Origin of the sequence: Herbaspirillum sp. RV1423 (assembly GCF_000577615.1) — a bacterium.
Lineage (GTDB): Bacteria > Pseudomonadota > Gammaproteobacteria > Burkholderiales > Burkholderiaceae_D > Herbaspirillum.
The window spans coordinates 64,334-76,488 of record NZ_CBXX010000017.1 but is presented as its reverse complement, the minus strand read 5'-3'; the positions used below and the strand labels follow the sequence as shown (position 1 = coordinate 76,488).

12 protein-coding genes are annotated in these 12,155 nt (G+C 58.3%); all 12 read right to left on the bottom strand.

The genetic code is table 11. The annotated features are described in order from the left end of the window. Positions 1-138: 138 nt before the first annotated feature. On the bottom strand, positions 139-504 hold the full coding sequence (locus RV1423_RS16495; RefSeq protein WP_034298637.1) for a DUF655 domain-containing protein: 366 nt from the start codon (positions 502-504) through the stop codon (positions 139-141). 136 nt (positions 505-640) lie between these two features. Next, on the bottom strand, positions 641-1,567 hold the full coding sequence (rfaE1, locus tag RV1423_RS16490) for a D-glycero-beta-D-manno-heptose-7-phosphate kinase (protein ID WP_034298741.1): 927 nt from the start codon (positions 1,565-1,567) through the stop codon (positions 641-643). 4 nt (positions 1,568-1,571) lie between these two features. Next, a complete protein-coding gene (locus RV1423_RS16485; RefSeq protein WP_034298634.1) occupies positions 1,572-2,954 on the bottom strand; it encodes a UDP-glucose/GDP-mannose dehydrogenase family protein in 1,383 nt (460 codons plus the stop codon). 29 nt (positions 2,955-2,983) lie between these two features. Then, the gene (gene lapB, locus RV1423_RS16480) at positions 2,984-4,159 is read right to left on the bottom strand and encodes a lipopolysaccharide assembly protein LapB (RefSeq protein WP_034298632.1); all 1,176 of its coding nucleotides are present in this window, start codon (positions 4,157-4,159) and stop codon (positions 2,984-2,986) included. An 11-nt stretch (positions 4,160-4,170) separates the two neighbouring features. Continuing rightward, complete coding sequence (locus RV1423_RS16475) at positions 4,171-4,497, bottom strand: lipopolysaccharide assembly LapA domain-containing protein (protein WP_034298630.1); 327 nt, start codon at positions 4,495-4,497, stop codon at positions 4,171-4,173. A 201-nt stretch (positions 4,498-4,698) separates the two neighbouring features. After that, a complete protein-coding gene (locus tag RV1423_RS16470) occupies positions 4,699-5,004 on the bottom strand; it encodes an integration host factor subunit beta (RefSeq protein ID WP_007876341.1) in 306 nt (101 codons plus the stop codon). 13 nt (positions 5,005-5,017) lie between these two features. Next, positions 5,018-6,733 carry a 30S ribosomal protein S1 gene (gene rpsA, locus RV1423_RS16465; RefSeq protein WP_081768853.1) on the bottom strand — a complete coding sequence of 572 codons (1,716 nt, stop codon included), beginning with the start codon at positions 6,731-6,733 and terminating at the stop codon, positions 5,018-5,020. Between the two features lie 175 nt (positions 6,734-6,908). Continuing rightward, positions 6,909-7,571, bottom strand: coding sequence for a (d)CMP kinase (gene cmk / locus RV1423_RS16460; RefSeq protein WP_034298730.1), 663 nt, complete (start codon positions 7,569-7,571; stop codon positions 6,909-6,911). Positions 7,572-7,592: 21 nt separating this feature from the next. Next, a complete protein-coding gene (gene aroA / locus RV1423_RS16455) occupies positions 7,593-8,924 on the bottom strand; it encodes a 3-phosphoshikimate 1-carboxyvinyltransferase (protein WP_034298624.1) in 1,332 nt (443 codons plus the stop codon). A gap of 58 nt (positions 8,925-8,982) precedes the next feature. Further along, on the bottom strand, positions 8,983-9,879 hold the full coding sequence (locus tag RV1423_RS16450) for a prephenate dehydrogenase/arogenate dehydrogenase family protein (protein WP_034298622.1): 897 nt from the start codon (positions 9,877-9,879) through the stop codon (positions 8,983-8,985). 10 nt (positions 9,880-9,889) lie between these two features. Then, complete coding sequence (gene hisC, locus RV1423_RS16445; protein WP_034298620.1) at positions 9,890-10,996, bottom strand: histidinol-phosphate transaminase; 1,107 nt, start codon at positions 10,994-10,996, stop codon at positions 9,890-9,892. Between the two features lie 18 nt (positions 10,997-11,014). Then, positions 11,015-12,088: a prephenate dehydratase gene (gene pheA, locus RV1423_RS16440; RefSeq protein ID WP_034298618.1), complete on the bottom strand. Its 1,074-nt coding sequence runs from the start codon at positions 12,086-12,088 to the stop codon at positions 11,015-11,017. Between the last annotated feature and the right edge of the window lie 67 nt (positions 12,089-12,155).

Genomic DNA, 12,155 nt, shown 5'->3' with positions numbered 1-12,155 from the left:
TTGTTGATCGTTATCTGTTTGTGACTGTAATGCCGATCATGCCTCTCCGCAAGCCGGGTTGCGCAAACAATCCGCCCGTGCAAATGAAAAACCCCGCATGAAGCGGGGTTCGTTCAACGCTGCGGAAACACTGCTCCGTCAGCCTTTGGCGCCGGACGGTTTGTCCTGGGCATCCTGTTCCTTGGCTTTTTTCCCAAAGCCCTTCACCGCTTCCTTGGGCGACGTTGCGGATTTGCTGCGCGCCTGCCCGTTCACGGTCAGGCCTCCATCCGACAACTTCACCGCGCTCTTTTCGCCCACGCCCTTGACGCGCGACTCGAAGTCGGCCCAGTCCTTGAATTCACCTTTCTTGCGTTCGTCGAGGATACGCTTGGACATTGCCGGGCCGATGCCCTTGATGCCGTCCAGCGCAGCCTGATCGGCCTTGTTGACGTCAACCTGGGCGAACGCCAGACCCGTCCCGATGATGAATACAAAAACTGCGGCAATGAGTTTCTTCAACATATTGATTGTTCCTTTCGAGAGATGATCAAATGATCGTTAAATCCAATTTCTGCTGGCAAACATCAGCGGGCTAACGGATTTAACGATGCCTAGGAACAATAGTTGACGAAAAGAAATGATTTAAAAGTCAAATTAATTAGAGAGCGAGCTCTTCGCGCGTCACCGTTGCGGTGCCCAGCTTGCCCACCACGATGCCGCCGGCCAGATTGGCAATGCGGACTGCATCCGCCAGTGCAATGCCATTGCCGAGCATGACCGCGAGCGTGGCGATCACGGTGTCGCCGGCGCCGGAGACATCGAACACTTCACGCGCCACGGCCGGGAAATTGACGACCTGGTTCTCCAGGTACAACGTCATTCCCTCTTCCGAACGCGTCAGCAGCAAGGCCTCCAGATTGAGCGATTGACGCAGGTTCTGGGCTTTGGCGGTGAGTTCTTCTTCCGACTTCCAGTTGCCGACGATGCGTATCAGTTCGGAGCGGTTGGGCGTCAGGATGGAAGCGCCTTTATAACGCGAGAAATCGTCGCCCTTGGGATCCACCAGAATGCGTTTGCCAAGTTTTTTGGCAACGCCGATCATGTCAGCGACATTGACCAGGCTGCCCTTGGCGTAATCGGACAGGATGATCACATCGTAGTTGCCGACCAAGGCATTGAATTGCGTCAGCTTGTCGCGCAAGACGGTATCGGTGGGCGCGTCTTCGAAGTCCACACGCACCAGTTGCTGCTGGCGGCCGATCACGCGCAGCTTGATGATGGTCGAAATGGCCTGGTCGCGATTGAGGTAGCTGTCAATGCCGAGTTCCGTCAGCAACTCCTCGACCACAGTGCCGGCCTCGTCCTGGCCTATCACGCCCAGCAAGCCGGTTTGCGCGCCGAGCGTGGCGGCGTTGCGCGCCACGTTGGCCGCGCCGCCCAGACGCTCTTCGCGCCGCTCGACGCGCACGATGGGCACCGGTGCTTCCGGCGAAATACGATTGACTTCGCCGAACCAGTAACGGTCCAGCATGACGTCGCCGACGATCAGGATACGGGGATTGCCGGAAGAATTTGCGATCGACATCGATTTAGCCTTTGGTCAGGATGGAACGGCCGATGCCGTGGTATTCGATACCGGCATCCGCCATGACTTGCGGTTCGAACAGGTTGCGTCCGTCAAAAATGACCGGCGTTTTCAGCTTGCTTTTGAGCTGGTCGAAATCGGGGCTGCGGAAAGCCTTCCACTCGGTGACGATCGCCAGCGCATCGGCGCCTTGCAAGGCGTCCATCGGACTTTCGCTGAAGCGAATGCGGCCCAGCGCTTCGTCCTGCCCGCTGAAATCCAGCGCCACTACGCGCCTGGCTTCTTTCATGGCGACCGGATCGTACACCGCCACCGTGGCGCCGCGTTCGATCAGCTCGCTCAGCAAGACGCGCGACGAGGCTTCGCGCATGTCGTCGGTATTGGGCTTGAAGGCCAACCCCCAAATGGCAAAATGCTTGCCGTGCAGATCCTCGCCGAAACGGGCGACAACTTTCTTGCCAAGCACATGCTTCTGATTGTTGTTGACCTGTTCGACGGCGCGCAGGATATGCAGCTCCTGGCCGTAATCGCGCGCCGTGCGCTCCAGCGCCTGGACGTCCTTGGGAAAACAGGAGCCGCCATAACCGCAACCGGCATACAGGAAGCTGTGGCCGATGCGCGGATCGGAACCGATGCCGTGACGCACGGCTTCGATATCGGCGCCAACCTTATCGGCCAGGTTGGCCAGTTCGTTCATGAAGGAAATACGCGTGGCCAGCATGGCGTTGGCGGCGTATTTGGTGAATTCGGCGGAACGCACATCCATCCAATAAGTGCGTTCGTGATTTCGGTTGAACGGCGCGTAGAGTTTCTTCATCGCCGCATAAGCCTTCAGACCTTCCGGCGTATTGTCGTGACCGATGACGATGCGGTCGGGCCGCATGAAGTCTTCCACCGCAGCGCCTTCCTTGAGGAATTCGGGATTCGACACTACCGAAAATGCAGCGTCCTTTTCCGCGATGCCGCGTAGCTGCAACTCCTGTGCAATCGCGGCCTGCACTTTGCCGGCGGTGCCGACCGGGACGGTCGACTTGTCGACGATCACCTTGAAGCCGGTCATGTGCTTGCCGATGTTGCGCGCTGCCGCCAATACATATTGCAAGTCGGCCGAGCCGTCTTCGTCGGGCGGCGTGCCGACGGCGATGAACTGGACGTCGCCATGCGCCACGCTGGCGGCAACGTCGGTCGAAAACGTCAGGCGGCCGGCAGCGCGATTACGCGCCACCACGTCTTCCAGACCCGGTTCATGGATGGGAACGCCGCCGTTGTTGAGGATATCGACCTTGTTCTGATCGACGTCGAGGCAGAACACGTTGTTACCCAGTTCTGCCAGACAGGCGCCGGTGACGAGACCGACATAACCGGTGCCAATGATGGTAATTTTCATAAAATCCCTACAAAAAATGCATGCGTACTTTAGTTCATTACATTCAACTCTTCAGTGCGTCGCGGTGGATAGGTTTCCCAATGATTGCAGCCGGGGCAATGCCAGTAGAACTGGCGCGCCTTGAATCCGCAATGCGTACATTGATATCTCGCCAGCTTTTGCGTATAGCTATGCACCAAAGTCTTCACTATCGATAATTCCGGACGAATTTCCGGCGATGCGTTGAGCATGCGCGCCTCCAGGAATTTGTCCAGGCCCAGCAAGGTCGGCGTCCGGCGCAGCTCATCGCTGACCAACTGGTTGGCGGCTTCGACGCCTTCCAGTTCCAGCACCGCCTTGAAGACTACTTCCAGCAAATCGATCGATGGCGCTTCCGCCAGATAGGAACGCAGCAGGTTCAGCCCTTCCTTCATGCGGCCGACGGTCTGATACCCGTCGAGCAGGCGCTGCGCCACCAGCGCCGCATGCGGGACGCTCTGATGCTCGACGCGGCGCCAGGCCAGCAAAGCTGCCTCGACATCGCCCTTGGCCAGGCACACGTCGCCCAGCAACATGGTGGCGCGCACGCTTTTGCGATCGGCAGCCAGGGCTTTTTCCAGCATGCTCATGGCTGCGTCGGGATTGGTGTGCACGAGTTCATCCTCGGCCAGCTCGCAATAGAACTGGGCGATTTCCTTTTGCCGTCCGCCAGCACCAGATGCCTGCAGGGTTTCCGCCGCCTTGATGGCGCGCACCCATTCCTTCTCGCGCTGATAAATTTCGAGCAGGGCACGGCCAGCCTGAGCGCCGTACTGGGTATCGTTGAGCAAATGGAAGGTCTCTTCCGCACGATCCAGCAAGCCCGCCTTGAGATAGTCCTGCCCCAGCTCGTACTGCGCATGCGCCTTGTGATCTGCCGGCAAATCGGGACGCGCCAGCAAATTCTGGTGAACCCGGATGGCGCGTTCGGTTTCACCGCGACGTCGGAACAAATTGCCCAATGCGAAATGCAGGTCGGCCGTTTCCGGATCCAGCTTGACGATTTCGATGAATGCATCGATCGCCTTGTCCGGCTGTTCGTTCAGCAGGAAATTCAAGCCTTTGAAATAACCGCGCGGCAAGGTGCGCGATTCGGACAACAATTGATTGATGTCGACGCGCGCCGCAATCCATCCCAGGCCAAAAAAAACCGGAATGCCCAACAGCCACCAGAATTCAAATTCCATACAAAGCCGTTTCAGATGAGATGCTGCGGGGGAACGACGCTATCCGGCTGCGGCGGTTGGGTCTGGGCCAATTGCTGGGCTTCGCGCTCTTTTTGCAGTACGGTGACGGCTTTCTTGTGTTTCGATACTTCGCGGCGGTGACGGAACACGATCGGCGTCATCGCCAGCACGCCGAGAATGGCGCCGCCGACAAAGCACACCAGCAAGACCAGCACCAGCGGGTCGGTGCGTTCATAGCCGAGGAAGAAATGCAGCGTGATTTCCTGCGTGTTTTTCAGCGCAAAGAAAAAGAAAAGAATAAAGAGGATGGCCGCTATCAATCTTGAAATTATCTTCATGGCGCTAATCCTTTTCGTTGTATTGGCCAGCCCTGCGGGCATGGCGACAAGATACGGCTCTTCTGCTCGCGCGGAAAGTACGGCAGATGTGAAATTGTACGTGAAAAAAAACGGCATCCAAAGATGCCGTTCATTTTGTTAAGCGCTATTTACACTTCCCGCGCTCAACTGCTTCGCCGGCTCAGCGGCAGAAGCGTCGACTTAGTCTTCCTTGATGGGTTGCCCCACCATGGCGTCAACGCGCTCGCGCAATTCCTTGCCGGGCTTGAAGTGGGGCACGCGCTTTTCCGGCACCATCACTTTATCGCCCGACTTGGGATTGCGACCGATGCGAGGCGGCCTGCGATTTAACGCAAAACTGCCAAAACCACGAATCTCGATGCGCTGGCCGGTCGCAAGTGCGTCGACCATTGCATCAAGGATGGTTTTGACCGCGTAATCCGCATCCTTGGCGACAAGTTGCGGATAACGCTCAGCCAGGCGAGCGATCAGCTCAGACTTGGTCATTGTGCTCGACTAATCAGTTCTTGTTGTCGAGCTTTGCCTTCAGCAATGCACCCAAGCTGGTGGTACCGGAAGCGGCATTGGAGTCCGAAGAGATCTTTTGCATTGCTTCCTGAGTCTCGGCGTTGTCCTTTGCCTTGATCGACAATTGGATGCTGCGTGCCTTGCGGTCGATGTTGATGACCAGCGCTTCAACGCTGTCGCCGACCTTCAGGTGCGTACCGGCATCTTCAACGCGATCGCGCGAGATTTCGGATGCACGCAGGTAGCCTTCGACTTCTTCGGACAACTGGATCACTGCGCCCTTAGGCTCGACCGACTTGACGGTGCCGGTCACCAGCGCGCCCTTGTCGTTCATTGCAGCAAAGTTGTTGAACGGATCGCCTTCCAGTTGCTTGACGCCCAGGGAAACGCGCTCACGCTCGACGTCGATCGCCAGGACAACAGCCTCCAGCTCGTCGCCCTTCTTGAAGCGGCGAACAGCTTCTTCGCCGGTTTCAGTCCAGGACAGGTCGGACAGGTGAACCAGACCATCGATATTGCCGGTCAGGCCGATAAACACACCGAAGTCAGTGATCGACTTGATGGCGCCCTTGACCTTGTCGCCCTTCTTGTGGCTGATTGCGAAGTCGTCCCATGGGTTCGGCTTGCATTGCTTCATGCCCAGGCTGATACGGCGACGCTCTTCATCGATTTCCAGGACCATGACTTCCACTTCGTCGCCCAGTTGAACAACCTTGTTAGGCGCGACGTTCTTGTTGGTCCAGTCCATTTCGGAAACGTGCACCAGACCTTCGATACCTTGTTCGACTTCGACGAACGCGCCGTAGTCGGTGAGGTTGGTGACTTTACCGAACAGGCGTGTGCCTTGCGGATAACGACGGGACAGGCCTGTCCACGGATCGTCGCCCAGTTGCTTGACGCCCAGCGAAACACGGTTCTTCTCTTGATCGTACTTGAGGACCTTGGCAGTGATCTCCTGACCGACTGTGAGCACTTCCGATGGATGACGCACACGACGCCATGCCAGGTCGGTAATGTGCAGCAGGCCGTCAATGCCGCCCAGATCCACGAATGCGCCGTAGTCGGTGATGTTCTTGACGACGCCGGTAACCACGGTGCCTTCTTTCAGGGTTTCCATCAGCTTTTGACGCTCTTCGCCCATCGATGCTTCGATGACGGCGCGACGCGACAACACGACGTTGTTGCGCTTGCGATCCAGCTTGATGACCTTGAATTCCAGGGTCTTGCCTTCGAAAGGCGTTGTATCCTTGACCGGACGCGTATCCACCAGCGAACCCGGCAGGAAGGCGCGAATGCCGTTGGTCAAAACGGTCAGGCCGCCCTTGACCTTGCCATTGACAGTACCAACGACGATCTCGCCGGACTCCATCGCTTTTTCGAGCGAGAGCCACGATGCCAGACGCTTGGCCTTGTCGCGCGACAGGATAGTGTCGCCGAAACCGTTTTCCAGCGATTCGATCGCGACGGAGATGAAATCGCCGACGTTGACTTCGAGTTCGCCGTTGTCATTTTTGAATTCTTCGATAGGAATGAAGGCTTCGGACTTCAGGCCGGCGTTGACGATAACAAAGTTATGGTCGAGACGGACGACTTCAGCCGAAATGACTTCACCAGAACGCATGTCTTGACGGGACAGCGATTCTTCAAACAGCGCTGCAAATGCATCAGCGCCAGCGGCTCCAGGAGCCAGGACAGTAGTGGTAGACATAGAATTAAGAAAGGTGTTGGCCAATATCCGGTCGCGGTCGCATGAATCAAACGGCTGACGATGAATGCAAACGGCGATAAATAATGGGTTTAGGTTTATCAACACTCGCCAGACTTTGCATCCGGCGAGCACCAATGGCGCTACAGAAACAACAGTGAAACAAAAGCAAATGCACCTATAAGGCTGCGTACCACCTGAGCACCTGCTTCACCGCCTCTTCGGCCGTCATGTCGGAAGTATCCAGTAGATATGCCCCTTCCGCCGGCTTCAGCGGTGCCGATGCGCGGTTCATGTCTCGCGCATCACGCTCCCGCAAATCCTTCGAAAGGTCGTCTATGTTAGCAGAAAAACCCTTGTCAATCAATTGCTTATAGCGTCTTTGCGCCCTGGCTTCCACACTTGCTGTCAAAAACACCTTCAAGGACGCATGCGGAAAGATCACCGTTCCCATGTCGCGACCGTCCGCAACCAGCCCCGGCGCCTTGCGAAAGCTTAATTGCAAGGCGTACAAGGCATGCCGCACCGTTGACAAAACAGCAATTTTCGACGCGGTGTTGCCCACTTCCTCAGCCCGAATGGACTGAGTCACATCCTCGTTGGCGAGATAGATGTGGCCGCCGTCGAAATGGCAATTCAAATGTTCGGCGCTCTTGGCCAGTCCGTGTTCGTCATTCATGGCGACGCCACGGCGCATCGCCGACAGCGCCGTGAGGCGGTACAAGGCACCCGAATCAAGATAATGGAAGCCCAGCTCCCGAGCCACCTTTTGCGCCACCGTCCCCTTACCCGAAGCAGTCGGGCCGTCGATGGTAATGACGGGAATATTCGCCGCGTTCATTGGAATCCCCGTTTTAATCAATCAAATCAGTGTCTGTTCGGCAATATGCTGGAACACCCGGAAGTAATCCGGAAAAGTCTTGGCCACGCATTTCGGATCGTTGATGCGTACGCACGTACCCTGCCGCGCGGCGCCGTCCAGCGATGCCAGCGAGAAACACATCGCCATGCGATGGTCGTCGTAGGTGTCGATCGTGGCCGGCGTCAGGTGTTGCGGCGGCGTCACGCTGAGATAATCCACACCTTCCTCGACGGTTGCCCCCAGCTTGCGCAACTCGGTCGCCATGGCGGCGAGGCGGTCGGTTTCCTTGACGCGCCAACTGGCGATATTGCGCAATACGCTGGTGCCATCGGCATACAGGGCGGCAACCGCGATCGTCATGGCCGCATCCGGGATGTGGTTGAAATCGGTATCGATCGCTTTCAGCACGCCATTCGACGATGCTTCTATCCAGTTGTCGCCCATGGTGATCGTGACGCCCATCTGCCGCAGCGCCTCGACGAAACGCACATCGCCTTGGATACTCTCCTTGCCGACGCCTTCGACACGGATCGGCCCGCCGGCGATGGCACCGGCTGCCAGGAAATACGAGGCCGAGGACGCATCGCCTTCCACGTGGATCGCTCCCGGACTCTGGTAATGCTGGCCTGCCGTCAGAGTGAAGGATTGCCAGCCGTCGCGCTGGACCTCGACGCCGAAGCGGCGCATCAGGTTCAGCGTGATTTCGATGTAGGGTTTGGAAATCAGTTCCCCGACCACTTCGATCGTCATCGGCTCATTCTTCGCCATCAACGGCGCCGCCATCAGCAAGGCCGTCAGGAACTGGCTCGATACATTGCCGCGCACTTTCATGCGATGGGCGCTGAGCATGCCGCGCCGGATATGCAGCGGCGGATAACCGGGGGTGCCTGTGTAGTCGATGCGCATGCCGACATCGTTGAGCGCATCGACCAGATCGCCGATCGGCCGCTCATGCATGCGCGGCACGCCGTGCAGGGTGTAATCGCCGCCGAGCACCGCCAGCGCCGCCGTCAGCGGACGGATCGCAGTGCCCGCATTGCCCATGAACAGGTCGGCCTGGTGCACCGGGAGCACGCCGTCAACGCCGTGCACGACGTAATCCTGGGTGCCGTCGACCTGCTCCCATTTGACGCCGAGCTGCTGCAAGGCCATCAGCATCACCAGCGTATCGTCCGAGGCCAGCAGGTCCATGATCTTGGTAGTGCCGCGCGACAACGCCGCCAACAGCAGGATGCGGTTGGAGATGCTCTTTGAACCGGGCAGTTTTACCGTACCCTGCACATGCGCAACGGGATGCAGATCAATATAGCGGGGATAAGAAGCTTGCTTCATCGGGGATAATCGTTCCAAGGGTTAACTGCGCGCGTGCGTCGGACCTGCAATCTTCTGCTCAATCCCCGCCCTCTTTGCTCTGCCGTTCGGCGGTTTCGATTGCGACAGTCCAATTGTGCCGCGCCTGCTGGGCATTGGCATAAATTTTTTCCAGGCCGTCGCTGTCGCGCTCGACCAGCATCTTGCGCATGCGGATCAATTGCACCAGATAGGCGTCCAGCTCGTGCAGCAAGGCTGCGCGATTGGCCATGGAAATATCGCGCCACATTTCCGGCGACGAGCCGGCAATGCGCGTGAAATCGCGAAACCCGCTGGCCGCATATTGAAACAGGACCGGCGCATGCGGCTTGGACGCGATGTCGTCGACCAGCGCATAGGCCAGCAAATGCGGCAAGTGACTGACCGAAGCGAACACGGCGTCATGCTCCTGCGGACTGAGACGATGGATGAGCGCGCCGCAGGCCTGCCAGGCTTGCGCCACGCGTTCGATGTCCGATTCCGTATTTTCCGCCAGGGCGGTGATGACAACCTTCTTGCCGATATACAAATCGGCCACCGCCGCGCCCGGACCATTCTGCTCGCGTCCGGCGATCGGGTGTCCCGGTACGAACTGCGCAATCTTGTCGCCCAAGGTCTCACGCGCGGCCACCACCACGTCGGCTTTGGTGCTGCCGGCATCCGTCACCACCGTCCCGGGTTGCAAATGCGGTGCGATGCTTGCCAGGATCGCGCCGGTCTGTGCGACAGGCGCGGCCAGCAAGATCAGGTCCGCGCCCCGTACCGCATCGGCTACCGATGTGCTGGCCTCATCGATGATGCCAAGCTCTTTCGCTCGCAGCAGCGAGGTTTCAGTGCGACCGACACCGACCACGCGCTCAACTACACCGGCTTTTTTCAGCGCCAGCGCAAATGAACCGCCAATCAGGCCAACACCAAAGACAACGATTTTTTTCACTGTTTCAGCCTCAGCCCAATACCGTTTTCAGTGCCGCGATGAAGGCGGTATTTTCTTCCGGCAGGCCGATGGTGACTCGCAGCCATTGCGGCAGACCGTAATTGCCGACCGGACGCACGATGACGCCCTTTTTCAGCAAGGCCAGATTCACGCGCGCGCCGGCACCGTCATCGTCGCCGACCTTGACCAGCACGAAGTTGCCGTAGGACGGCACGTACTTCAGACCGAGTTCGTCAAAAGCCTTGACCAATTGCTTGTATCCCTGTGCATTGATTTCGGCGCTTTTTTGCAGGAAATCCTTATCGGTAAGCGCAGCGACGGCGGCAGCCTGCGCCAGCGAATTGACATTGAACGGCTGGCGGATACGGTTGAGCAAATCGGTCACGCCCGGTTGCGCAATTGCGAAACCGACGCGCAAGCCGGCCAGCCCGTAGGCCTTGGACATGGTGCGCGAGACGATCAGATTCGGGAAAGTGCGTACCCACTCGGTCGACTCGTATTGCAAATCGGCCGACAGGTATTCGTTGTAGGCTTCGTCGATGACCACGACAACATGTTGCGGCACGATCTTCAGGAAAGCTTCCAGTTCCGCGGGCGGCAGGAAGGTGCCGGTCGGATTGTTCGGATTGGCGATATAGATCAGGCGCGTGTCGTCGGCGATTGCCGCCGCCATGGCCTGCAGGTCATGACCGAAGTCTTTTGCCTTGACTTCGATCGCGCGTGCGCCGACCGCTTGCGTGGCAAGCGCATACACCAGGAAGCCGTATTGCGCATACACCACCGATTGATTCGGCTGCACGAAAGCATGCGCCGCCAGTTCCAGGATGTCGTTGCTGCCGTTGCCCAGCGTGATCCAGTCTTGCGGCACGCCGTATTTGGCGCTGATCGCAGCCTTCAGGTCGAAGCCGTTGGCATCCGGGTAACGGCCGATGTCGGCAACCGCCTTCTGCATCGCCAGCCTGGCCGACTCCGGCATGCCCATCGGATTTTCGTTGGATGCCAGCTTGATGATCTTGCTTTCTTCGAGACCGAATTCGCGTGCGACTTCGGCGATCGGCTTGCCTGCCTGGTACGGCGCGAGCGCGCGCACATATTCCGGACCAAATTGTATGGACATGATGAACCTTCGAGTGATTTATACAGTAAAGGGGTAAGAACCGAGCAGCTTGAAGAACGCGGCATTGTCTTTCAGCTCGGCCAGCGCCTTGGCGACTTTCTCGTCTTGCTCGTGACCTTCCAGGTCGACGTAAAAATAGTATTCCCACGCGCCCATGCGCGCCGGACGCGATTCGAAACGCGTCATCGACACGCCATGCCTGGCCAATGGCGCCAGCAAGTTGTAGACCGCCCCGGCCTTGTTCGGCACCGACAGCACGATGGAAGTCTGGTCGCGGCCGGACGGTGCAGTTTGCAGGCGGCCGATAACGGCGAAGCGCGTCCGGTTGTGCGGATCGTCCTGGATGTGGGCGTTGACGGTTTGCAGGTTGTACTTTTGTCCGGCGATCTCGCCGGCGATGGCGGCAACGGTCATATCTTCGCCAGCCATGCGCGCCGCTTCGGCATTGGACGCCACGGCCTGGCGCTCGATGCCCGGATAATTCTGATTGAGCCAGGCGTTGCACTGCGCCAGCGCCTGCGAATGGGCGCAGATGCGCGTCACGCCTTGCATGCCGCCGACTTTGGTCATCAGGCTGTGATGCACCGGAATGGAAATCTCGCCGCTGATGCGCAACGTGGTTTGCAGCAACAGGTCGAGCGTGCGGTTGATCACGCCTTCGGAAGAATTCTCAATCGGCACCACACCGAAATCGGCGGTGCCGGCTTCGGCGTCGCGAAACACTTCATCGATGGAAACGCACGGCAAACCTTCCACCGCATGTCCGAATTGCTGGTACACGGCCTGTTCGCTGAAGGTGCCTTCGGGGCCGAGATAGGCGACCACGACACGCTTTTCCAACGCACGGCAGGCCGACATGACTTCACGGAAAATGGTCTGGATATCGGTGCCGAGCAGCGGACCCGGATTGCGTTCCGCAGCCTTGCGCAGCACCTGCGCTTCGCGTTCGGGACGGAACACCGGTGCATCGGTCTCGGCCTTGACGTGACCGACTTCCTGCGCAACCCGCGCACGCTGGTTCAGCAAATCGAGGATTTGTGCATCGATGGCGTCGATCTTCTGACGCAAGGGCAAGAGTTTGTCTTCACTCATAGTGGTCTTTCGTATTACGCATTCGTCTCATCGAGAGGCTGGTGCAAAGCAAAGCTGACCGGGCACA